21 protein-coding genes are annotated in these 21,768 nt (G+C 71.5%); 8 read left to right on the top strand and 13 right to left on the bottom strand.

The window, feature by feature from the left end:
* Positions 1-3 precede the first annotated feature (3 nt).
* Positions 4-1,503: an SCO1417 family PLP biosynthesis transcription factor gene (locus tag AAW13_RS27060; RefSeq protein ID WP_046731974.1), complete on the bottom strand. Its 1,500-nt coding sequence runs from the start codon at positions 1,501-1,503 to the stop codon at positions 4-6.
* Positions 1,504-1,613: 110 nt separating this feature from the next.
* Between AAW13_RS27060 and yczE the strand changes: the two genes are divergently transcribed.
* From yczE to AAW13_RS27040, 4 genes are all read left to right on the top strand, one after another.
* The gene (yczE, locus tag AAW13_RS27055; protein WP_071659698.1) at positions 1,614-2,267 is read left to right on the top strand and encodes a membrane protein YczE; all 654 of its coding nucleotides are present in this window, start codon (positions 1,614-1,616) and stop codon (positions 2,265-2,267) included.
* Entirely contained in the window at positions 2,264-3,031 is a 768-nt protein-coding gene (locus tag AAW13_RS27050) for a glycerophosphodiester phosphodiesterase family protein (RefSeq protein ID WP_046731972.1), read from the top strand. The genes yczE and AAW13_RS27050 overlap by 4 nt, the downstream gene beginning before the upstream one ends.
* Positions 3,032-3,072: 41 nt before the next feature.
* Positions 3,073-4,422: an MFS transporter gene (locus AAW13_RS27045; RefSeq protein WP_046731971.1), complete on the top strand. Its 1,350-nt coding sequence runs from the start codon at positions 3,073-3,075 to the stop codon at positions 4,420-4,422.
* Positions 4,423-4,691: 269 nt separating this feature from the next.
* Complete coding sequence (locus AAW13_RS27040; protein ID WP_010046329.1) at positions 4,692-5,066, top strand: RNA polymerase-binding protein RbpA; 375 nt, start codon at positions 4,692-4,694, stop codon at positions 5,064-5,066.
* A 135-nt stretch (positions 5,067-5,201) separates the two neighbouring features.
* Here the strand turns inward: AAW13_RS27040 and fxsA are convergent, their stop codons facing one another.
* The 4 genes from fxsA to AAW13_RS27020 all read right to left on the bottom strand — a co-directional run bounded on the left by fxsA (position 5,202) and on the right by AAW13_RS27020 (position 9,514).
* Positions 5,202-5,765 carry an FxsA family membrane protein gene (gene fxsA / locus AAW13_RS27035; protein ID WP_046731970.1) on the bottom strand — a complete coding sequence of 188 codons (564 nt, stop codon included), beginning with the start codon at positions 5,763-5,765 and terminating at the stop codon, positions 5,202-5,204.
* A 242-nt stretch (positions 5,766-6,007) separates the two neighbouring features.
* Positions 6,008-6,802 (bottom strand): polyprenol monophosphomannose synthase, encoded by a 795-nt coding sequence (locus AAW13_RS27030; RefSeq protein ID WP_046731969.1) that lies wholly within the window; start codon positions 6,800-6,802, stop codon positions 6,008-6,010.
* 575 nt (positions 6,803-7,377) lie between these two features.
* Positions 7,378-8,982 carry an amidohydrolase gene (locus AAW13_RS27025; protein ID WP_046731968.1) on the bottom strand — a complete coding sequence of 535 codons (1,605 nt, stop codon included), beginning with the start codon at positions 8,980-8,982 and terminating at the stop codon, positions 7,378-7,380.
* Positions 8,983-9,073: 91 nt separating this feature from the next.
* A complete protein-coding gene (locus AAW13_RS27020) occupies positions 9,074-9,514 on the bottom strand; it encodes an Lrp/AsnC family transcriptional regulator (RefSeq protein WP_004002750.1) in 441 nt (146 codons plus the stop codon).
* Between the two features lie 266 nt (positions 9,515-9,780).
* Between AAW13_RS27020 and AAW13_RS27015 the strand changes: the two genes are divergently transcribed.
* The gene (locus AAW13_RS27015; protein ID WP_046731967.1) at positions 9,781-10,239 is read left to right on the top strand and encodes a hypothetical protein; all 459 of its coding nucleotides are present in this window, start codon (positions 9,781-9,783) and stop codon (positions 10,237-10,239) included.
* Position 10,240: 1 nt separating this feature from the next.
* On the opposite strand, the gene AAW13_RS27010 is transcribed toward AAW13_RS27015, so the two are convergent.
* Positions 10,241-11,344 (bottom strand): phosphotransferase family protein, encoded by a 1,104-nt coding sequence (locus AAW13_RS27010; protein WP_046731966.1) that lies wholly within the window; start codon positions 11,342-11,344, stop codon positions 10,241-10,243.
* Between the two features lie 14 nt (positions 11,345-11,358).
* A complete protein-coding gene (locus AAW13_RS27005) occupies positions 11,359-12,459 on the bottom strand; it encodes an Rv3169 family protein (protein WP_046731965.1) in 1,101 nt (366 codons plus the stop codon).
* A 148-nt stretch (positions 12,460-12,607) separates the two neighbouring features.
* Here AAW13_RS27005 and AAW13_RS27000 point away from each other — a divergent pair, with 148 nt between their 5' ends.
* Positions 12,608-12,850 carry a hypothetical protein gene (locus AAW13_RS27000; protein ID WP_071659697.1) on the top strand — a complete coding sequence of 81 codons (243 nt, stop codon included), beginning with the start codon at positions 12,608-12,610 and terminating at the stop codon, positions 12,848-12,850.
* Here AAW13_RS27000 and AAW13_RS26995 read toward each other — a convergent pair.
* Positions 12,813-13,985 carry an acyl-CoA dehydrogenase family protein gene (locus AAW13_RS26995; RefSeq protein ID WP_046732006.1) on the bottom strand — a complete coding sequence of 391 codons (1,173 nt, stop codon included), beginning with the start codon at positions 13,983-13,985 and terminating at the stop codon, positions 12,813-12,815. The genes AAW13_RS27000 and AAW13_RS26995 overlap by 38 nt on opposite strands.
* A 330-nt stretch (positions 13,986-14,315) precedes the next feature.
* Here AAW13_RS26995 and AAW13_RS26990 point away from each other — a divergent pair, with 330 nt between their 5' ends.
* Entirely contained in the window at positions 14,316-15,548 is a 1,233-nt protein-coding gene (locus AAW13_RS26990; RefSeq protein ID WP_046731964.1) for a glycoside hydrolase family 18 protein, read from the top strand.
* Positions 15,549-15,603: 55 nt separating this feature from the next.
* On the opposite strand, the gene AAW13_RS26985 is transcribed toward AAW13_RS26990, so the two are convergent.
* From AAW13_RS26985 to AAW13_RS26970, 5 genes are all read right to left on the bottom strand, one after another.
* Positions 15,604-16,263, bottom strand: a complete 660-nt coding sequence (locus AAW13_RS26985) for a TetR/AcrR family transcriptional regulator (protein WP_071659696.1) — start codon at positions 16,261-16,263, stop codon at positions 15,604-15,606.
* A gap of 65 nt (positions 16,264-16,328) precedes the next feature.
* The gene (locus AAW13_RS45075; protein ID WP_308310962.1) at positions 16,329-16,469 is read right to left on the bottom strand and encodes an SCO1431 family membrane protein; all 141 of its coding nucleotides are present in this window, start codon (positions 16,467-16,469) and stop codon (positions 16,329-16,331) included.
* Between the two features lie 95 nt (positions 16,470-16,564).
* Positions 16,565-17,950, bottom strand: coding sequence for a peptidase C39 family protein (locus AAW13_RS26980; protein ID WP_046731962.1), 1,386 nt, complete (start codon positions 17,948-17,950; stop codon positions 16,565-16,567).
* Between the two features lie 253 nt (positions 17,951-18,203).
* Entirely contained in the window at positions 18,204-19,658 is a 1,455-nt protein-coding gene (locus AAW13_RS26975) for an amino acid permease (protein ID WP_240528755.1), read from the bottom strand.
* An 81-nt stretch (positions 19,659-19,739) separates the two neighbouring features.
* Positions 19,740-20,690: a hypothetical protein gene (locus AAW13_RS26970; protein ID WP_046731960.1), complete on the bottom strand. Its 951-nt coding sequence runs from the start codon at positions 20,688-20,690 to the stop codon at positions 19,740-19,742.
* 246 nt (positions 20,691-20,936) lie between these two features.
* Here AAW13_RS26970 and AAW13_RS26965 point away from each other — a divergent pair, with 246 nt between their 5' ends.
* Positions 20,937-21,557, top strand: coding sequence for a uridine kinase family protein (locus AAW13_RS26965; RefSeq protein ID WP_071659695.1), 621 nt, complete (start codon positions 20,937-20,939; stop codon positions 21,555-21,557).
* Positions 21,558-21,768: the final 211 nt, after the last annotated feature.

Below are 21,768 nucleotides of genomic sequence, written 5' to 3'. Positions count from 1 at the left end.
TACCTACGCCACGAACGACCTCGGCGACTCGCTCCCCCCACTGGCCCCCGACTCCACCAGCCGCGCCGCCGCGGCCAACCGCACCGCCGCCTCCTCGGCCACCGCTCCCCCCACGGTGAACGGGAGGCGCACGTACCCCTCGAAGGCCCCGTCGACCCCGAAGCGGGGCCCGGACGGAACCCTCACCCCGACCCGCTCGCCCGCCTCCGCGAGCCGGGAACCGGACAGCCCCCCGGTCCGCACCCACAGCGTCAGCCCGCCCCTGGGCACCTCGAACTCCCAGTCCGGCAGCTCGCGGCGCACCGCGGTCACCAGCGCGTCCCGGTTCTCGCGGGCCTGGGCCCGGCGCAGGTCGACTGCCTGCGCCCAGCCCTCGGTGCTGAACAGCCAGTTCACCGCGAGCTGCTCCAGCACCGGAGTCCCCAGGTCGGCGTAGGCGCGCGCGGCGACCAGGCTGCGGATGACGTCGGGAGCGGCCCGTACCCAGCCGATCCGCATGCCCGCCCAGAACGCCTTGCTGGCCGAGCCGACCGTGATGACCGTCGAGCCGGCCGGATCGAAACCGCAGACCGGGCGGGGCATGGTCACGTCCTCGTCCAGCCACAGCTCGCTCATGGTCTCGTCGGCGACCAGCACCGTCCCCGCCGAGCGGGCCGCGTCCACCAGCCGGCGCCGCTGGTCGTCGTCGGCGAGCGCCCCGGTGGGGTTGTGGAAGTCGGCGACCACGTACGCGATCCGGGGCGCCGCGTCCCGCAGCACCTGACGCCAGCGGTCCACGTCCCAGCCGCCCAGCCCCTCGGCCATCGCCACCGGCACCAGCCGGGCGCCCGCCTCCCGCATCAGCTGGAGGATGTTGGCGTACGACGGGGACTCGACGGCGATGCGCTCGCCCCGGCCGCCGAAGAGATGGCAGATGGCGTCGATCGCGCCCATCGCCCCCGTCGTGACCATGATCTGCTCGGGCATGGTGGGGATACCGCGGGCGGTGTAGCGCTCGGCGATCATCGAGCGGAGGATCGGGAGCCCGGCCGGGTAGTCACCGTGGGTGTGGGCGTACGGCGGGAGTTCCTCCAGGGCGCCCTGAACGGCCCGGGTCAGCCAGGGCTCCGGGGCCGGCAGGGCCGCGGTGCCCAGGTCGATCACCGAGCCGAGCGCCTCGGGGGGCAGCGGCTCCAGACCCCGGGCGGGCAGCGGGTTGCCGGCCGGGACGGCGGTCCAGCTGCCGGCGCCGCGCCGGGACTCCAGGAACCCCTCCGCGCGCAGCGCCTCGTACGCCGCCGCGACGGTCGTCCGGCTGACGGACAGGGAGAGCGCCAGTTCGCGTTCGGCGGGCAGCCTGGCGGCGACCGGGACGCGGCCCTCCAGCACCAGCAGCCGGACGCCGTCGGCGAGCGCGCGGTAGGCGGGCGGCCGCCGGGTGCCGGGGCCGGCCGGGCGGTCCTGTTGCGAGTTGAGCAGCCGGGCGAGCTGAGCGGCTCCCACCGCCGAAGTCCACTGCGCCATGAGAATCAGTCCACCTTCCCCGAATTGGCCATGGATGGCTCTCCCTCCCAAGCCACAGAGTGACACGGGTCAGTCCACCTTTTCCACCTTTCCCACTCTGGGGGTCCCCCTTGTCCACGCAAGGCCGTCTCGGGCGACGGTTGGTCCAGCTCTATGCGGGACTCACGCTGTACGGCGTGAGTTCCGCCCTTCTCGTCGTGGCCGGTCTGGGTCTGGAGCCGTGGGGCGTACTGCACCAGGGGCTCGCCGGACACACCGGGCTGAGCATCGGCACGGTGGCGATCGTCGTGGGTGCGGCCGTACTGCTCCTGTGGATCCCGCTGCGCCAGCGCCCGGGGCTGGGCACGGTCTCCAACGTGTTCGTCATCGGCCTCGCCATGAACGCCACGCTCGCCGTCGTCCCGGTGGCGCACGCGTTCGCCGTGCGGGTCCCGCTGATGGCGGCGGGCATCGTGCTGAACGGGGCGGCGACCGGTCTGTACATCGCGGCGAGTTTCGGGGCGGGGCCGCGGGACGGCCTGATGACGGGGCTGCACCGGCGCACCGGCCGGTCGATCCGGCTGATCCGGACGGCCATCGAGGTCGCCGTCGTGGTCACCGGTTTCGCACTCGGCGGGACCATCGGGGTCGGCACCCTCCTGTACGCGGTGGCCATCGGACCGCTCGCGCAGCTGTTCCTCAAGGTGTTCGCCGTCCCGGCGGCACCGGGCCGCAGCACGGTCGTTGCCGCGGGGTCACCCGGGCAGGTCATACTGCGCAAGTGAGCACGCCGATCCGCCACCCGTACCTCGACCACCCCGGCCCCATCGCCTTCGCCCACCGGGGCGGGGCCGCGGACGGCCTGGAGAACACCGTGGCGCAGTTCCGGCGCGCGGTCGACCTCGGCTACCGCTACATCGAGACCGATGTGCACGCCACGGCGGACGGCAGGCTCGTCGCCCTCCACGACGACACCCTGGACCGGGTCACCGACGGGGCCGGCCGGATCGCCGACCTGCCGTGGGACGACGTACGGCACGCGCGCGTGGGGGGCCGCGAACCGCTCCCCCTCTTCGAGGAGCTGCTGGAGGAGTTCCCGGACGTCCGCTGGAACGTGGACGCCAAGGCCGAGCCGGCGCTCCGCCCGCTCCTCGACCTGATCGAGAAGACGGACTCCTACGACCGTGTCTGCGTCGGCTCCTTCTCGGAGGCGCGGGTGCTGCGCGCCCAGCGGCTGGCGGGCCCGCGGCTGGCCACTTCGTTCGGTACCCGCGGTGTGGTCGGGCTGCGGCTGCGCTCCTGGGGGCTGCCCGCGTCGGTGCGCCGCTCGGCGGTCGCGGCGCAGGTGCCCGAGTCCCAGTCGGGGGTCCCGGTGGTCGACCGGCGGTTCGTGCGCGCGGCCCACGCGCGCGGGCTGCACGTCCACGTGTGGACGGTCAACGAGGCGGAGCGGATGCACCGGCTCCTGGACCTGGGTGTCGATGGCATCATGACCGATCACATCGACACGCTGCGCGAGGTCATGAAGGACCGGGGCGTCTGGGTCTGAGAAGCGCGGCCGGCACCGCTGCGGAGAGGGCGAGGGCACGGGTGGGCACCGAGACCGTGCGGACGGAGGCCTTGGACGAGGCCGCCGAACTGCGGCGCGAACAGCGCGGATGGTATTTCTACGACTGGGCCTGCTCGGTCTACTCGACGAGCGTCCTCACCGTGTTCCTGGGCCCCTACCTGACGTCGGTGGCCGACCACGCGGCGGACGCCGACGGCTATGTGCACCCGCTCGGCGCCCCGGTCCGGGCCGGCTCCTTCTTCGCCTACTCGGTCTCCCTGTCGGTGATCGTGGCCGTGGTGCTGATGCCCCTGGTGGCCGGCGCGGCCGACCGTACCGGCCGCAAGAAGCACCTGCTCGGCGTGGCCGCGTACACCGGGGCCGCGGCGACGACCGGGATGTTCTTCCTGGACGGCGACCGCTATCTGCTCGGCGGGCTGCTGCTGGTCGTCGCGAACGCGGCCCAGAGTGTCGCGCTGATGCTCTACAACTCCTACCTCCCCCAGATCGCGCCGCCGGAGGAACGCGACACCGTCTCCTCGCGGGGCTGGGCCTTCGGGTACGCGTCCGGTTCCCTGGTGCTCGTCGCCGACCTGGTCCTGTACTCGGCGCACGACTCGTTCGGCCTCTCCGAGACGGAGGCGGTCCGGATCTGTCTGGCCGGCGCCGGCCTGTGGTGGGGCCTCTTCGCCCTGATGCCGCTACGGCGGCTGCGCGACCGGGGCGGCCGCACCGTCGCCGGGGCGACCGCGCCGGGGCTGCGTCAACTCGCGGCGACCGTCCGGGACATGCGACGTCACCCGTTGACACTGTCCTTCCTGCTCGCGTACCTCGTCTACAACGACGGCATCCAGACGGTGATCTCCCAGGCCTCCGTCTACGGCTCCGAGGAACTGGGGCTCGGTCAGTCGACGCTCATCGGTGCCGTGCTGATGGTGCAGGTGCTGGCCGTGGCGGGCGCCCTGACGATGGGGCGGCTCGCCCGGGCGTACGGGGCGAAGCGCACGATTCTCGGCTCGCTGGTGGCGTGGACGGTGACGCTGGCGGCGGGGTACTTCCTGCCGGCCGGGGCGCCGGTGTGGTTCTTCGTCCTCGCGGGCGGTATCGGTCTCGTCCTCGGTGGCAGCCAGGCCCTGTCGCGCTCCCTGTTCTCCCATCTCGTACCGCCCGGCAAAGAAGCCGAGTACTTCGCGGCGTACGAGGTGAGCGATCGGGGGATGAGCTGGCTGGGACCGTTGTTGTTCGGGATCACCTACCAGCTGAGCGGAAGCTACCGTTCGGCGATCATCTCGCTGGTGGCCTTCTTCGTCATCGGGTTCGCGCTGCTCGCGCGGGTACCGGTACGGAGGGCGATCCGCGAGGCCGGCAATCCGGTTCCGCACAGGATCTAGCAAGGAAGATTTAGCGTTCAACGCGAAAGGGCGGTAGTGTACGCGTTTGGCCTGCCAGGCGTACCGTTACTGCGCGTCAAAGATGCCGAAACGCTGGGTGACATCTGTTAGCAGATGTGACAAACCGGGCACTGGTGGGTACAACAAGGGGCGGCTACGACGGCGACGCATGACCCGGAACGGGAATCTTTACCGCCGACCGGACGTTGACCGGATGACGACGACAGCGACACCTGTCCTGTGGGCGACAAGCCCGGGAGGCACGATTCATGAGTGAGCGAGCTCTTCGCGGTACGCGCCTCGTGGTGACCAGCTACGAGACGGACCGCGGTATCGACCTGGCCCCGCGCCAGGCCGTGGAGTACGCATGCGAGAAGGGGCACCGGTTCGAGATGCCCTTCTCGGTCGAGGCGGAGATCCCGCCGGAGTGGGAGTGCAAGGTCTGCGGGGCCCAGGCACTCCTCGTGGACGGCGACGGCCCTGAAGAGAAGAAGGCCAAGCCCGCGCGTACCCACTGGGACATGCTGATGGAGCGGCGCACCCGTGAGGAACTCGAAGAGGTCCTCGAGGAGCGTCTTGCGGTTCTGCGCTCCGGGGCGATGAACATCGCGATTCATCCCAGGGACAGCCGTAAGTCCGCATAGTCCCGTTTAACGGGAAGCCGACACAACCGATACCGAGGGCGCCGTACGTTCTGTGAACGTACGGCGCCGTCGGTTTTCGGCGCTCCCGGTCACTCCCGGTTCTCGCTGACCCCGGCGCGGGGCCCCGCGCCGGGGTCAGCGGGTCAGTGGCGGCCGCTCCCCCGCGGGCTCGTCACCCCGGTCCGGTCCGTCGTTCCTGATCACCTCGCCCTGGACCACCTTGCCGTCCGGGCGGTGCATACGGGCCTGCTGGAAGGCGTTGCCCAGGGTGCCAGGGGCGGCGGCGCGCAGTTTGCGGTCCAGGGCGCGTTCCGTGAGGCGGGAGACGGCCTTCTGGACCGGCGGCAGCAGGAGCAGCAGGCCGAGGGCGTCGGAGACCAGACCGGGGATCATGAGGAGCAGGCCGCCCAGCATCATCAGCCCGTTGCCACCGCCGCGCTCCGGGGAGCCGCCGCGCTGGATCGCCTCGTTGAGGCTCTGGAAGGCCCGGCGGCCGGCCCGCTTGATGACCACGGAACCGGCCACCAGGCCCGCCACGAGCAGCAGGAACACCGTCATCCCGCCGGCCGCGCCCGCGACCACCGTGAGCAGCCAGATCTCCAGCACCAGCCAGGCCGCGAGGCCCAGCGGCAGATATCTGGCGAGCCGGGAGCGGCGGGGCCGGGTGGTGTACGGAGGGGTCTGCGCGCCAGTCGTCATGCCCCCAGTGTGCCTGGGCGCGGCTCAGTGCGGGATAAGGGGATGATCAGCCGGATCTGTGAGGTTTCCGGACCCCGGCAGAGGTGGCCGCGGCCCGTGTCCCCTGGCCTGCCGACGCCGTCCGCCAGGGCTCCCGGCACCCCTCGGCCGGGACTCCCCGCACCCGTCGGCCGGAACTCCCGGCACCCGTCGGCCAGGGCTCCCGGCGCGCCCCTCGGCCAGGGCTCCCGGCGCCCTGTCCGCTAGGGCTGCCCGCCCTTGCCGGTGATCTTGCCGACCCGCTCGGTGACGCCCCACGAGGTGACCCGCCACAGGGCCTCCACCAGGATGTCCCGGCTCATCTTGGAGTCGCCCAGCTCACGCTCCACGAACGTGATGGGCACCTCGACGACGTGGAAACCGGCCTTGACCGCGCGCCGGGCCAGGTCGACCTGGAAGCAGTAGCCCTGGGAGGCGACCTCGGTGAGCCCGAGGCCTTCCAGGGTCTCGCGGCGGAACGCGCGGTAGCCGCCGGTGATGTCGCGCAGCGGGAGGTCGAGGGCGAGCCGGGAGTACAGCGAGCCGCCCCGGGAGATGAACTCGCGCGACTTCGGCCAGTTGACGACCCGGCCACCGGGCACCCAGCGGGAGCCGAGCACCAGGTCGGCGCCCTTCAGCGCGGTCAGCAGCCGGGGCAGCTCCTCCGGCTGGTGGGAGCCGTCGGCGTCCATCTCCACGAGCACGCCGTACCCGTTGTCCATGCCCCAGCGGAACCCCGCGAGGTAGGCGGCGCCGAGCCCTTCCTTGCCCTTGCGGTGCAACACCTGGACCTGGTCGTCCTCGGCGGCCAGTTCGTCGGCGAGCTTGCCCGTACCGTCGGGGCTGTTGTCGTCCGCCACCAGAACGTGCGCCTCGGGGACGGCCTGGCGCACCCGGCCGACGATGGACTTGATGTTCTCCGCCTCGTTGTAGGTCGGAATGATCACCAAGGCCGTGCCGAGCGGGCCGAACTGCCTACCCTGGGCCTTTGCCGCGAGGGTCCCGTCGCCGTCGTTCACTGCTGCCCCTTCATGTCGTACGCAGGGGTCCACCATAGTGGCCACGGCCTGCGCCGACGTGACGGCTCGTGCGTACGGTGGTGTCGATTGCACAAGAACGGGGTAAGGATGCCCGTTTCAGGCGGCCGCCATCCGTGTCCTGCCTGCGGATGGGGGCCCGGCGCCCTTCGGGCCGACCTGGGGCCCGCTGGCTGCGGGTCGACCGAAAGCCGTTGTCTACTGAGCTCCGGGCCCCACCCGGGTCGCACCTCCCGACCGGCCGGAACGTTCCCTCGTCGGCGCGGGCGCTGAGCCTGGCTCCCAGTGACGGTGCCCCGGTGCGGCACACCGTCCCTGACCCAGCGGCGCTTGCGGCGAGTGCGCGAACTGCTCCCCGGTCGGGCGTCCGGTGGTGGACTCGGCCGAACCTACCGGCCCCCTGCCGCTGGCTGTCAACAGCCGTTTGACCTGCACGAATACCCTCAAACCCCTGGTCAGGGCGGAGGATGCGCAGGTCGCGCGACGGGCCGGCGGCCGATGATCACGACCGCGCCACCCCGGGAGATCACTCGCCCGGCCGTACGAATGCGGTCCGCTCACTCGCCCGGTCGTACGAACACCGTTCGGCCGCCGACCACCGTGCGCAGGCAGACCGGCAGCTCGTGTCCCGGGGTCAGATCGGGCAGGCCGGGGGTGCCGGAGCGGGGATCGGTGGACCAGCGGGCGACCCGGTCGTCCGGTGCCTGCACCACCAGTTCCTCGGTGCGCCAGACCGCGTAGTCGGCGGGCGCGCCGGGCACCAGCACACCGGCGTCGTCCCGGCCGATCGCCCGCCAGCCGCCGCGGGTGTGCGCGGTGAACGCGGCGCGGACCGAGACGCGGTGCTCGGGCGTGTGGTGGAAGGCGGCGGCCCGGACGGTCCCCCAGGGGTCGAGCGGGGTGACCGGGCTGTCGGATCCGAAGGCGAGCGGGACCCCGGCCTTCAGGAGGGCCGCGTAGGGGTTGAGGGTGCGGGCCCGCTCGGCGCCGAGGCGCTGCGCGTACATGCCGTCCGCCCCGCCCCACAGCGCGTCGAAGGCGGGCTGCACGGAGGCGATCAGGCCGAGCTCGGCGAAGCCCGCGATGTGGGCGGGCGCGAGCATCTCGGCGTGCTCGACCCGGTGCCGGGCGGCCCGGACGCGGGCGAGGCCGATCTTCTCGGCGGCGGTGCGCACGCCCTCCACGACGGCCGTCACGGCGGCGTCGCCGATGGCGTGGAAGCCCGCCTGGAGTCCGGCCTCGGTGCAGGCGACGACATGGGCGGCGACGGCTGCCGCGTCCAGGTAGGCGGCGCCGGTGTGGTCCGCGTCGGCATACGGCTCGTGCAGGCAGGCGGTGTGCGAGCCGAGGGCTCCGTCGACGAACAGATCGCCGGCGGCACCGAGCGCGCCCAGCTCCCGCGCCTTCTCGGCGTCCTCCTCCGCCCAGTAGCCGACGACGCGTGGGCCGGGCAGTCCGGCGGCGAGGCGCAGCAGCCCGGTGAAGTCGTCCTCGGAGGAGATCTTCGGCCCGCCGCACTCGTGCACCGTGCCGATGCCGAGCGAGGCCGCGTGCGCGAGGGCGGCTCGCTGGGCCTCGGCACGCTGCGCGGGCGTCACGGCCGCGAACGCCGCGGCCCGTACGGCATGGTGGGCGTCGCCCGTCAGCGGGGCGTCCTGACGGGCGGCCGTATCCGGGACCAGGTCCAGCAGGGGGGTGGTGACGACGGCCGAGTGGACGTCGATACGGGAGAGGTAGAGCGGCCGTCCGCCGGTGGCCGCGTCCAGCTCGGCCCGGCTCGGCGGCCGTCCACCGGCCCAGCGGGAGGCGTCCCAGCCGTGCCCGAGCAGCACCCGGTCGTCCGGGCGGGCAGCCGCGAAATCCCTGACCAGCGCCAGGGCCTCGGCCGCCGAGGCCGCGCCCGAAAGGTCGAGCCCGGTCAGCGCGAGTCCGGTGGACGTGGTGTGGACATGGGCGTCGGTGAAGGCGGGGGTGACCAGCGCGCCGTCCAGGTCGACGACCTCGTCGACCCCGTCCGCGAACGCGTCGGCGGCTCCCTCGGACCCGACCCAGGCGACCTGCCCGCGTTCCACGACCATCGCGGTCGCGAACGGATCGGCGGGGCTGTGCACCTCGCCGCGACGGAGGAGAACGGTCTTGTGCTGGTCGGCGCGATCACTCATAGGGGACAGTCTCGCGCCTCACACCGCCAGCCGTGGGACCGGGGGCTCCTGGAAGCGCTGCCCATCCGCGCCCGACCCGCCGCGTCGCCGTTCAGATCCTCGGCGGCCGTGCCTCATAGGGCGTCGACAGCACCACCGTCGTCCGCGTGGACACTCCCGCCAGGCTGCGCAGCCGCGCCAGCAGCTCCTCCAGCTCGTGGGGCGTGGCCACCCGCACCTTGAGGATGTAGTTCTCGTCCCCGGCCACACTGTGGCACGCCTCGATCTCGGGGACGCCGGCCAGCCGGTCCGCGATGTCGTCGGGGGCGCTGGGATCGAACGGTTTCACCGAGATGAACGCAGTCATGGGCAGCCCGACGGCCTCCGGGTCGACGACCGCGGCATAGCCGCGGATGACGCCGCGCTGTTCCAGCCGGCGCACCCGCTGGTGCACGGCCGACGTGGAAAGGCCCGTGGCCTTGCCCAGGTCCGTGTAGCTCATCCGCCCGTCCTTGACGAGCAGCTGCACGATTTGACGGTCGAGCTCCTCCATGGCGCAAAAGCTACAGGGCGCCCGATCTGATCGGATACCTCAGCGGCGCAGGTCATAGCCGGTTCGTGATGTCACGGAGGGCAGGCTGTGGGTCGCCTGAGGGACAAAAACACCGCACCGGGCACCTGCGAACGGCATGTGACGAACGACACAGCTCCCGGGCGGGCTCTGTGATGGTCTCGTGATTACCGCCGAGACCGGACGGGAAGTGCTTGCTGTGGTCGAGGCCGCAGTGCCGTCACGGCCCAGCCCGAGGGGGAGTACCCATGCAGAGTCTTAAGCGCCCTGGTCGTACCACGCCCAAGCGCCCGCAGTTGGTCGTCGAGCCCGAGCCGGAGGGCGTCGAATCCGACCCCTACGAGGCCGAGGAACTGGACGCCTACGACACTTTCGAGATGTTCCGGGTGGTCTGCCCGGACTGCGCGCAGCCCATCGCGCTGCTGGCGGACGAGGAGTTTCTGCCGGAGCACGCGCTGTGCGCCTCGCCGTGGAACCCGTTCGGCCTGACGGTCTGTGCCGGTACGGGCCGCGCGGCCGCCGACGCCCCGTCCGCGGACGAGTCGGCCGAGCCGCAGGAGCAGGACACCGCCCTCCTGCTCACCCTCCCGCAGGGTCTGGACTGGCGGACGCAGCCCTTCTCGCACGTCGGCGGCCCGGGCTCACGCCCGATGCGCGTACCGGCGATGCGCTTCGGCGGCGACACCGTCAGCCGTCAGGCCGCCTGAGTCACCGCACCTCACTCCAGTACCTGCCCTGCACCATGGCGCGCAGGCTGCCGTGGTGCAGGATCAGTGTGTCCGGATCCGCCGGGACGGCGGCCTCGCCGAAGTACACCTGCCGGTAGGCGATGCGCAGCATCACGATCGCGTGCCGCAGGGCGGCGTACAGGGTGTGGAACTCCATGTCCCGCGGGGCGTGGCCGGTCAGGCGGGCGTAGCGGGCCTCGATGCGGTCGCGGCGCAGGAAGCCGGGCAGGCCGGACTGCCCGGAGGCGACCGTGAGGTCCTGGAAGAAGCGGTGCAGGTACACGGTCCAGCCGAGGTCCACCTCGCGCGGGGCCGGTGCCGCCATCTCCCAGTCGAGGACGGCGACGGGGTCGAAGCCGTCGTAGACGATGTTGCCGATGCGCGCGTCACCCCAGTTGAGGACCGGGGCGCCGGGCTCGTGCGGCCACAGTTCCGCCAGCCGGTCGAACGCGGCCTCGATCAGGGGAGAGCGGGCCAGTCCGTCCACCACCCAGTCGTAGTAGGCGCGTTGGGAGCGGACGTGCCGGCCCAGCGCATCGCCCTCACCCGGCAGTGTGAGGAACCCGGCCTGTGCCAGGGGGACTTGGTCGTGGATCCGGGCCAGCAGGCCGACCGAAGCCGCTTCCAGGTGCTCGCGTTCGCCGTCGGTCGCCGCGTGCAGCCAGTTCCCCTCGTACGTGTAGGGCATGACGTCGGGCGGGACACGCCCCGCCACCCGTGCCATGACGAAGAAGGGCGCGCCGAGCGGTTCCGGGTCCTCTTCGAGCCACAGCACCCGCGGCACGGGCACGTCCGTGTGCTCACCGACCAGCCGCATGGTGCGGTACTGCCGGGTCATGTCGTACGAGGGGAAGACCGTGTACGCCGACGGGTCCGCAGCCAGCCTCAACGCGCAGGCCCGGACGGGCGGTCGGGGGTGCTCGATGTCGAAGAGCAGGGTTTCGCTGGAGAGACCGTTGGAGGCGGGCACGGTGATGCCGACGGCTCGGGCGCCGGGGAGCCGGGCGTCCAGCCAGGCGGTCAGCCGCCGCGCGAGTTCGGCGGGATCGCGGGTCGTGGTGCGCGGGCGCGGTTTCGCGGTCATGCCGGCCTCCTCTCTCAGGGCGCCACCGAGTCGAAGCCGGTGAAGCCGCTCGGATCGTGTCTGCCGAACGAGCCGTGCTCGAAGATCCCGTGGCCGACGCGGCCGTCCAGGCGGAACCGGGCGGAGTGGTCGGTGACGCCGTAGGCGGCGCGGGGATGCGCCGCGGTCATGTCGTAGGTACGGCGGTCCGTCCACCCCGGTCCCTGCCAGGTGCCGTGCTGCCAGTCGTCGGCGGGCGGGTAGCCGGCGCCGACCGCGAGCGGCGAGGAGGCGAGGATCTCCACCTCCAGTTCCCGGGGTTCGCGCGGGCCGCCGAGGTGGACGACGGCCCGCTCCGGCTGCCGGGTACCGCTGCGGTAGCCGATCTCGGCCTGGGGCCAGCCGAGTTGGCGGTCGGGGTGGCCGTCGCGGAGCAGGGTGGCGTCGTTGAGGGTGCGGTAGCCGTCGGCGTCCTCCTGGACGACGACCATCAGGAAGCGGTCCTCGAAGCGGACCGGGGACCAGATCCAGTGGAAGCCCTCGGTCGGGTGCGCCTCGGCGAGCCGGCCGCCCTCCTCCCCCGGGATCGGCCGCACGCCCCAGCTGCGGTCCCGGGTGCCCGTCCAGCCGCCCGGGTCGACGCGGAACTCCGCGCCGCCGGCCCGGATCACCCCGGAGACCCCGCCGGCCTGCACGAACCTGCGGCCCTCCAGTGTCAGGCGGTCACCGCGGCGCTGGAGGTGGTGCGGCTCCCACAGCGGCGGGAAGCCGGCGGTCCAGGTGAGGTCGTAGGAGATCAGGTCGTCGTCGCAGATCAGACGGAAGCGTCGGAGCGGCTCCGCCACCTCGATGCGCAGCGGGCCGACCGTCAGGCGCATCCGGTCCTCGCCGAGGGCGTCCGAGGCGCGGACCGCGTGCAGGGTGTCGCCGGTGCGCAGGGTGGCGTAGGCGTCGATCACACCGACGTTCGGATAGACGCCGAGGCCGAGGACGAGCAGGGCGGCGCCGGAGTGGTCGAGGACGTGGAAGATGCAGCGGTCGTAGGCGTTGCGGTCCCCGGTGGCGACGTGCCGCATGGAGAGCGGGACCTGGTGCACGGGGTACTCGTCGAGCGGTACGGGACGGTCGTCGGCCATGGCAGGGCCTCCCCCGGTGGCTGGCAACGGCCCGGCTGACGGTACGTCAGAAGGCGTCGGGAGGCCAGATCCGGGAGGGGACGCCCGCGAACTCACGCGCGATTCGCGGGATCGGTGACCTGGGCGGCCGCCGCCGCGTTGGCCGGGCATGACGACCACGTACTCGGTCCTCGGCCGTCAGCGCCGGATCTTCGTCCCCCCGCCCGCAGCCTCGCTCCCGCCGCCCGCGCCGCAGGATCCGCCGATCTACCGCGAGTTGATGCGGATCTGGGCCGACCGGGGCCGCGCCCTGCCGGGCCGCCACGACCCGGAGTGGGTCAGGCTGGCGGCTCCGACGGTCGTACGGGGGCAGTTCAGCGGCTTTCCGGCCCTGCCACATGACGGGCGATGACCATCCGCTGGATCTGGTTGGTCCCCTCGACGATCTGTAGCACCTTGGCCTCCCGCATGTAGCGCTCGACCGGGAAGTCCGCGGTGTAGCCGTAGCCGCCGAGTATCTGGACGGCGTCGGTGGTGACCTTCATCGCGGTGTCGGTGCAGTGCAGCTTGGCCATGGCGGCCTGCCGGGCGAACGGGCGGCCCGCGTCGCGCAGCCGGGCCGCCGCGAGGTAGAGGGCGCGTCCGGCCTCGATCTGGGTGGCCATGTCGGCGATCATGAAGCGCAGGCCCTGGAAGTCGGCGATGGGATGCCCGAACTGCCGCCGCCCGGTGGCGTAGGCGACCGCCTCGTCCAGGGCGGCCTGGGCCAGGCCGATCGCGCAGGCCGCGATGCCGAGCCGGCCCGAGTCCAGGGCGGACAGGGCGATGGCGAAGCCCTGCCCCTCCTCGCCGAGGCGGCGCTCGTCCGGGACCCGGACGTCGTCGAAGTGGACCTGGGCGGTGGGCGAGCCCTTCATGCCCATCTTCTTCTCCGGCACCGCGCCGCTCAGGCCCTCGGCGTCGCCGGGGACCAGGAAGGCGGTGATGCCGTGCGAGCCCTCGCCGCCGGTGCGGGCCATGACGGTGTAGAAGTCGGCGATGCCGCCGTGGGTGATCCAGGCCTTGGTGCCGTTGATCACCCAGGAGTCCCCGTCCCGGACGGCCCTGGTGCGCAGGGAGGCGGCGTCCGAGCCGGAGGCGGGCTCGGAGAGGCAGTAGGCGCCCAGCAGGCCGCCGCCGAGTATCGCGGGCAGGTGCTCGACCTGCTGCTGCTTGGTTCCGTAGGCGGCGAGCGCGTAGCTCGCGAGGGTGTGCACGCTGACCCCGAGGCCGACGGTGAGGCGGGCCGCGGCCAGCTCCTCCAGGACCTGGAGGTAGACCTCGTAGGGCTGGTCGCCGCCGCCGTACTCGGAGTCGTACGGCAGGCCGAGCAGGCCTGATTCGGAGAGCAGGGTGAAGACCCCGCGCGGGAAGCGTCCGGCGTCCTCCTCCTCGGCCGCCTCCGGCGCGATCTCGTGCCGGGCGATGTCCCGGACCAGCGAGAGCAGGTCTCTCGCCTCTTCCGTGGGCAGTTGACGCTCCACCGGCTGCGGGTCGCGGTCGGACATGGCGTCGGTCTCCTCCCTGTCGGGCACCAGCGGCCGCGGCCCATCGGGTAGGGGCTGCTCCGCCTGTCGTTCGGGTGCGGCCGAAGGGACGTTTCCGGGTCTCGGAAGCTGCTGACCTGCGGCTGCGCAGTGAGTATGCCCGATCGGGGACCTCCCGTCACCAGTTAACGACCGCTTACTTCCGGAATTCCAGGCCAACATCCCGCCGTAGCGAAATTGGTCCGAACCATTGACCCTACTGGTCTAGTCCTCCTAAGGTTCATGACCAACGCTTTACCGCGTTCATGCCAATCGGCGCGCGTTCCCCTCTCCCCCAGGAGGAGACACCCGATGCACACTCCCCGCCGCTCCCGGTTCCGGGCGCTGCTCTCCGCGGCCTGTTGTGCCGTCCTCGGTGCCGGCCTGCTGGCCGGCGCGGGCACCGCCTCCGCGGCCACCCCGCCCGCCCCACAGGTCAAGGCCGGCTCGAAGGTCGTCGGCTACTTCACGGAATGGGGCACCTACGACCGCAAGTACCTGGTCAAGAACGTCGAGACCTCCGGCTCGGCCGCCAAGCTCACCCACATCAACTACGCCTTCGGCAACGTCACCGGCGGCAAGTGCGCGATGGGCGACTCCTACGCGGCCACCGACCGCGCCTACACCGCCGCCGAGTCGGTGGACGGCGTCGCGGACACCTGGGACCAGCCGCTGCGCGGCAACTTCAACCAGCTGCTGAAGCTGAAGAAGAAGCACCCCGGCCTCAGGATCCTCTGGTCCTTCGGCGGCTGGACCTGGTCGAGCGGCTTCGGCGAGGCCGCCAGGAACCCGGCGGCCTTCGCCCAGTCCTGCTACGACCTGGTCAAGAACTCCAAGTGGGCCGGCGTCTTCGACGGCATCGACATCGACTGGGAGTACCCGAACGCCTGCGGAAACACCTGCGACACCAGCGGGCGGGACGCGTTCCGGAACGTGCTGGCGGCGCTGCGCGCGAAGTTCGGTAGCAGTTCGCTGGTCACGGCGGCGATCACGGCCGACGCCACCAGCGGCGGCAAGATCGACGCGGCCGACTACGCAGGCGCCGCACAGTACGTCGACTGGTACAACCCGATGACGTACGACTACTTCGGTGCCTGGGCCTCGACCGGCCCGACGGCTCCGCACTCGCCGCTGAACTCCTACTCCGGGATCCCGACGGCGAACTTCTACACCTCGGCGACCATCGCCAAGCTCAGGGGCCTCGGCATCCCGGCGGCCAAGCTGCTGCTCGGCATCGGCTTCTACGGCCGCGGCTGGACCGGCGTCACCCAGGCGGCCCCCGGCGGCACCGCGACCGGCCCGGCGGCGGGAACCTACGAACAGGGCATCGACGACTACAAGGTGCTCAGGACGAAGTGCCCGGCGACCGGCACGGTGGGCGGCACGGCGTACGCCAAGTGCGGCAGCGACTGGTGGAGCTACGACACCCCGGCGACCATCGGCACCAAGATGACGTACAAGAACCAGCAGGGCCTGGGCGGCACCTTCTTCTGGGAACTGAGCGGTGACACCGCCAACGGTGAGCTGATCAAGGCCATCAACTAGCCCCCCGCACGGGGGCCTGGGGCGGGGGTACCACGAGACCTCCGCCCCTCGTGCGTCAGCCGTCCCGGCGGGCCGGGGCCGGAGCGGGGTAGGACGGGTCGAGCTCCTCGATGGCGCGGAGCGTGCCGCCGAGGGTCTTGACCAGCAGCTCGCACATGGTGTCGCGGGAGAGTTCGGGGCGGTCGATCCACGCGAGGGTGGCGCCCTCCACGCTGCACAGCCAGGAGAGCAGTCCCATCCGGGCCAGCGGGGCGATGTCGGTCCGGCCGTAGGCGCCCTCGGCGATGGTGGCGACGATCGCCTCACGCACCCCGTCCCGGATGGCGTGCACCTCGGTGTCGAAGCCGACCCCGCCGCTGACGATCGTGCGGTACGCGGCCTGATGGTGCTCCGCGTACCGCAGATAGCTGTCGATGGTGCGGTGGACGCGGTCCACCTGAGGCAGTTCCAGACCGCTCGCGGCGTAGGTGACCAGGTCGGCGACGGAGTCCTGGATGATCGCCAGGTAGTAGCCGCGCTTGGACTGGAAGTAGTAGTAGATCAGCCCTTTGGCGACATGCGCCTGCCTGGCGATGTCGTCCATGGAGAGCGCGTCGTACGAGGTGTCGGCGAACAACTTCCGCCCGATGGCGATGAGTTCGGCGCGACGGGCCACCGAGCGCTCGGTGCCGCGCGCCCGCGGACGGGCAGCGGCACGTTGTTGACTGATATTCAAATTCGACCCTGGTCTCAACAGGCTGCGGGACATCCGCAGTATGTCAGCTCGGGTCGCGCGTCAGGTCACAGCAGCCCGAGTTGGGTGACCAGCATGGCGATGACCACGACCAGGGTCCAGCCCATGACATGTTCCAGAACCTTCGGGCCGTCGTCCTTCGGGCCGCCGGTACGGGCGCGGGCGGCGGTGGCGGAGTGCGTGGTCATGACGTCCACCATGCCACCGATTGCGGCTTTTGCGGCGGAGAGCTTGGTCACAGGACGGCGGCCCCCGGAGCGCCCGGGGCCGCCGTCGTGGCTGGTCAGCGCAGGCCGACCGCCGCGAGCGCCGTGGTCTGGGCGGGCGTCGGGGCCGCCGGGAAGTACACGTAGCAGACGCCTCCGGTGCCGGAGGTCACCTTGCCGCTGGCGTTGTAGCGCTTGGTCCGCAACCAGATGTTCTCGAACTCCCGCCGCGCGTAGACCCGCCGGACCGCGTCGTCGTCGGGCGAGAACGGGTCGTTGGCGATCACGTCGCCGTCCGCGGTGAAGCCGATCACCGTCATGAGGTGTCCCGAGGTGCCGTAGCCGGCTCCCGTCAGCTCGCTCGACAGGAACGACTGGGACGTCATGGCCGGGATGCCCGCCGCGATCAGGGTCTCCAGGTCGGTGAGCGACCCCAGGCGGGTCACCACGCCCTGGAGGTCCTGGTAGGTGGCCGCGTAGGCGGCGTTGAACGGCCAGTTGCCGCAGCCGGCGTACTGGTAGTCGTAGGTGTAGCGGGCCGCGTGGCAGACCTGGGGGTCCGCGTACGACGGGTCGACCCAGGCCAGCTGGGCCGCGGTGAGCCGGCCGCCCCAGTACTCGATGATCATCTGCGAGGAGGTGGGGCTGCACCAGGCCTCGCCGCCGTTGTCGTACTCCGGGTACTGCCCCTTGTGGATCTCCTGGGAGTACCGCGGGACCTTCAGTTCCCGGGCGAGGCCCGGGACGGAGGCGGGCACCGTGAAGCGGTCCGGGACGTCGGAGCCCATGGCGCCGAGCCGCCGGACGGTCGGGGTGAGCTGGGTGCCGGGCTTGCGGTAGAGGGTCAGGCGCAGCTGGTACGAGGCGAGGCGCAGGCCGGCGGAGGCGTCGCCGATGGCGAAGGTGTCCGTGGAGATGCTGCTCCTGCCGTCGCCCTGGCCGTCCACGGAGGTCCGTCTGATGTCCTGGTCACCGGCCGCCCAGCGGCCCATCACGTACCAGGGGGTGTCCGTGCCGTCGGAGTAGGTGCCGTGCAGTTCGACCTTGATCCAGGTGCCGGCCGGGGTGTCCGCGTTCCAGGAGGCGATGACCTCGGTGGCGGGGACGGCGAGCCGGTGCACGGGGCCGGTCCAGGTGCCGTACTCCCAGGTGGCGGTCTTGCCGGTGTGGGGGTCGGTGTAGGAGGTGGTACCGGCGGGGGTGCCGACCACCACACCCGGGCGGTCGCCGGCGACGGCCTCGACGCCGGTCGCGGTACCGGTCCGCCAGTCGCCGTAGGTGGTCCAGCAGCAGTACTCGACCTGGCTCGGGTCGGCCCGGCCGGTGCCGTCGGCGTCGGGGTCGCTCTCCGTCGCCGCGGCCGCCGGGACGGCGGGGACCACGCCCTGCGCCACGGCGGCCGCGGCGACGGAGGCGGCGGCTGCCAGCACGGTTCTGCGGGACGGCTGTTCGGCTCTGCTCATGGGTGAAAGACCCCCAGGGTGCGCGTCGCGGCTGGTCCGGGTGCGGGACTGTGCGCCCACTATGGAGCAGTCATCGGGCCCCTACCAGCACTTCCGCCCGAGCCACGCCCACCAATATTGGTCTTGTCCACTGAAAGGCCCCGGCGCCGGCGCGGGGCCGGCGCCGGGGCGTTCCCGCACCCGATGCCCGCACGGGGTTCCGGTACGGGGGCGCCCGCACGGGATGCCGGTACGGGGTGTACTCGCGTCGGGGTCAGATGAGGTCCATGGCGGCGACCTCGTCGGGGCCGCCGTAGCTGACCGGTCCCTGGAAGCGGCGGCGGGCGGTGGCGAACCACCAGACCGTGGCGACGACCAGGACGACGGCCAGCGCGATCGGCGCGTAGTTGAAGGAGTCGACCGTGATCGGCGAGGCCTGCGGCAGCATGAACAGGACGCTGCTGAGCAGGATCCAGACCACCGCCAGCCAGCCGACCGGCCTGCTCCAGCGGCCCAGGTTCCACGGTCCCGGCTGGAACTCGTCACCGAGGCGCAGCCGCAGGAACACCGGGACGGCATAGGCGAGGAACAGGCCGACGACGTTGACGCTGACGATCGCGGTGAACGCCGTGTGCGACCACCAGCCCGGCACCACCAGGGCGAGCGAGCAGGCCACGGCGAGCCAGACGGCCTTGACGGGCGTCCGGGTGCGGGGCGAGACCGAGTGCCAGAGCCGGGAGCCCGGCATGGCGCCGTCCCGGGAGAAGGCGAAGATCTGCCGGGTGTTGCTGGTGAGGTTGGCGAGACCGCAGAAGAGCATGGCGCCGATGACGACGAGCAGCATCGCCTTGGCCCAGCCCATGCCGAGTCCGTCGATGAGGATCTGGACGGGCGGCGCGGAGGAGCTCGCCACCTTGGCGTAGTCACCGATGCTGTACACCAGGGCGAGCATCAGGATCAGGCCGGTGACCGCCGAATAGCCGATGGAACGGATGATGCCCTTGGGGGCGTTGACGGTCGCCTGGACCGTTTCCTCGGACATGTGGAAGCTGCCGTCGAAGCCGGTGAAGGTCCAGCTGGTGACCAGCAGGCCGAGCATGCCGCCGTAAAGACCGTTGGTGAAGCCGGTGTTGTTCACGAAATGCGTCACGAAGGACGCCGACTGATGATGGTCGGGCATCACGATCAGTGTGCTCACGATCACCACGAGTCCGATCAGCAGCCACCACACGGAAATCCGGTTCAGCACGGCGACGAGCTGGACGGTGTAGGTGTTGGCGAGCCCCTGGAGCACGATGATCAGGGCCGTGATCAGCACCGTCTGGTGAGCGGTCGGCGTGTACGAGGTCCACTGGAGGGCGATGAACGCCTGGATGAACGTGGCCGCCGCGTATCCGGTGGCGGCCGTACCGCCGATCTGGCCCACGAAGTTGAGCCAGCCCGTGTACCAGGACCAGGCACCCTTGTGGCGTTTGGCGAGCTTGCCGGCGGAGAAATACAGCGCACCACTCGTCGGATAGGCGGAGGCGACTTCCGCCATGGCGGCGCCGATGCAGAGCACCATCACGCAGACGCCGATCCAGCCGAACACGAGAATGCGGGGGCCGCCCGCGTTCATACCGAACCCGAATGACGAGAAGATTCCGGAGAGGATATTGATGATGGTGAAGGAGATCGCAAAATTGTCGAACGCGTGGAATCGGCGGGTGAGTTTCCGCGGATAACCCATCGCGTGCAGGGTCGCGTCGTCGTCGAGCACGATCGGATCCGCTGTGCGTTCTGACACTTGCCGGCCTTTCGCTAGGCGTGACTAGGAGGGGACGGACAGGCCGCAGGCGCGGCGGGCCCGGGAGAGCTGGTCGGCGGGTTCGCCGAAGACGCTCCAGGGCATCCGGGAGGCGTACGGCCCCATGGCCGTGAACACCGCCCGGGCCTCGAACTCGCGCCGGGCCATGACCAGCGCGTGCGCGAGGTAGGCCAGGTCGAGCACCGGGGTGAAGGAGTAGCCGGCCACCGCGGGCAGCCAGTTGCGGTAGATCGACAGGGCCGTGGCGCGCCACTGGGGCTGCTCCCAGACCCGCTCGGCGAGCAGTTGGGTGGGGTTGTGGCTCTCCACCAGCGCGACCAGCGGCAGCAGCCGCAGCACGGAGTCGGCGGGGGCGCGCTGCCCGAGGAAGGCGGCGACGTCCCAGGCCGCGTTGACCGAGCCGCCGTACCGGGTGAAGAAGAAGGACAGGAAGCGGTGGTGGGCCTCGCGGTGCCAGGGATCGAGGCTGAGGGTGTGCGCGAACAGCCGCCAGGGGCCGGGCGGGGAGGTCAGCAGGCCGCCGGGGGCCTGGTCGTGGGGGCGGTGCAGCCGGGCCATGGCCAGCTTGGCGGCCCAGGGCGTGGGGTCGGCGGGGTTCATGGCCGCGGCCCGCTCGCAGGCGGTGAGCGCGATCCGCTCCAGCGCCTCGGCCCGCTCGTCGTGGGCGTCGGCGGCCCGGATGGCGCGCTGCACGGCGACCCGGGCCCACATCAGGGCGGCCTCGGGGCCGGGCTCCTCGGCCAGCCAGCGTTCGACCAGATCCGTGCCGGCCGCCTCGGAGGCCAGGACCAGGGAGCGGTGGGCGCGCAGGGCGAAGTCGGAACGTGTCTCGGCCAGGGCCTCGCGGGCGCTCAGATATCTTCCGGCACGTACGTCGACGCATACGCTCGCCAGCAAGCGGTCATCGGCCGCCGGATGCCATACGTACTGCCCCTCGAATAACTCCGCGGCCATCTTCCCCTGTCCGTCCCCGTGCGACGCGTGCACGCTGAAGGCACCCTACTCACGGCCGGGGAGGGCGGGAACGTCCGAATTCGACATATCGGTCAGCCGGTCGGAAATATTAATGGGGCCGACGAAGATCGGCCAGAAATTGGTTCAAGCCGCTACTTCTTCGGGGCCGCGGACGTCCGCTATGCGCCGCACTACTAGAATGTTTCCGGAAAACGCCGCACACCGCAGCACACCTCGGGAATCGTCATTCACCAGCTCGCCACCGCGCTCCAGGGCCTGCCGCCCTCCTGTGGTCCGGTCCGCCTCGTCGCGGTCGACGGGCACGCCGGCTCCGGAAAGAGCACGTTCGCCGGGGGGTTGGCCGCCGCGCTAGGGGGTGCGCCGGTGCTGCACCTGGACGACATCGCCAGCCACGAGGAGCTGTTCGACTGGACCGGCCGCCTGCTGACCCAGGTGATCGGGCCGCTCGGCCGGGGCGAGACGGCGCACTACTCCCCCTACGACTGGCGCACCCGCCGCTTCGGCCCGCCCCGCCCGCTGTCGCCCGACCCCGTGGTCCTGGTCGAGGGAGTCGGCGCCGGCCGCCGGGCCCTGCGCCCGCATCTGGCGCGACTGCTGTGGATGGAGTTGCCGCACGAGGAGTCCTGGGCGCGGGGCAGGACCCGGGACGGCGCGGAACAGCGGGACTTCTGGGTCAGGTGGGTCGCGGCGGAACGCGACCACTTCACCGGGGACCCGTCGAGGCCGCACGCCGACCTCCTGGTGACACAGACACAGCAGGGGTACGAGGTACTGCCGGGGCCAGGACGGACAGCTGGACCGTACCAGGGCGTCACCCACCGTGACGGGCCGTCGCCGGTGTGCTGAACTTGTGAAGACGCGCCCCGAAGAAGTTGCCCGAGTACCTCAACTCGGCTTGACCCAAGGGTCGTACAGGTCTTACGTTCTCAATGAGCGGCCGTTCGCAGCCGCCCCACAGACGCGAAGCCCCCGGTTGTTCCCCCGTGATCGGGGGCTTCGTTCTGCCCTTTACCCCTTTTACGCCTGCCGCGCGCGCCCTCCTGCTCACCCACGGTCA

The sequence above is a fragment of the Streptomyces humi genome (assembly GCF_001005085.2).
Classification (GTDB): Bacteria; Actinomycetota; Actinomycetes; order Streptomycetales; family Streptomycetaceae; genus Streptomyces; species Streptomyces humi.
The sequence above is the reverse complement of the archived record's forward strand: the minus strand, read 5'-3'. Positions and strand labels throughout refer to the sequence as shown.

Coding starts and splice junctions, on each gene's coding strand:
- AAW13_RS27060 (WP_046731974.1), bottom strand. CDS start 1,503: ATGGCGCAGTGGACTTCGGCGGTGGGAGCCGCTCAGCTCGCCCGGCTG.
- AAW13_RS27040 (WP_010046329.1), top strand. CDS start 4,692: ATGAGTGAGCGAGCTCTTCGCGGTACGCGCCTCGTGGTGACCAGCTAC.
- fxsA (WP_046731970.1), bottom strand. CDS start 5,765: ATGACGACTGGCGCGCAGACCCCTCCGTACACCACCCGGCCCCGCCGC.
- AAW13_RS27025 (WP_046731968.1), bottom strand. CDS start 8,982: ATGAGTGATCGCGCCGACCAGCACAAGACCGTTCTCCTCCGTCGCGGC.
- AAW13_RS27020 (WP_004002750.1), bottom strand. CDS start 9,514: ATGGAGGAGCTCGACCGTCAAATCGTGCAGCTGCTCGTCAAGGACGGG.
- AAW13_RS27015 (WP_046731967.1), top strand. CDS start 9,781: ATGCAGAGTCTTAAGCGCCCTGGTCGTACCACGCCCAAGCGCCCGCAG.
- AAW13_RS27010 (WP_046731966.1), bottom strand. CDS start 11,344: ATGACCGCGAAACCGCGCCCGCGCACCACGACCCGCGATCCCGCCGAA.
- AAW13_RS27005 (WP_046731965.1), bottom strand. CDS start 12,459: ATGGCCGACGACCGTCCCGTACCGCTCGACGAGTACCCCGTGCACCAG.
- AAW13_RS27000 (WP_071659697.1), top strand. CDS start 12,608: ATGACGACCACGTACTCGGTCCTCGGCCGTCAGCGCCGGATCTTCGTC.
- AAW13_RS26995 (WP_046732006.1), bottom strand. CDS start 13,985: ATGTCCGACCGCGACCCGCAGCCGGTGGAGCGTCAACTGCCCACGGAA.
- AAW13_RS26990 (WP_046731964.1), top strand. CDS start 14,316: ATGCACACTCCCCGCCGCTCCCGGTTCCGGGCGCTGCTCTCCGCGGCC.
- AAW13_RS45075 (WP_308310962.1), bottom strand. CDS start 16,469: ATGACCACGCACTCCGCCACCGCCGCCCGCGCCCGTACCGGCGGCCCG.
- AAW13_RS26980 (WP_046731962.1), bottom strand. CDS start 17,950: ATGAGCAGAGCCGAACAGCCGTCCCGCAGAACCGTGCTGGCAGCCGCC.
- AAW13_RS26975 (WP_240528755.1), bottom strand. CDS start 19,658: ATGGGTTATCCGCGGAAACTCACCCGCCGATTCCACGCGTTCGACAAT.
- AAW13_RS26970 (WP_046731960.1), bottom strand. CDS start 20,690: ATGGCCGCGGAGTTATTCGAGGGGCAGTACGTATGGCATCCGGCGGCC.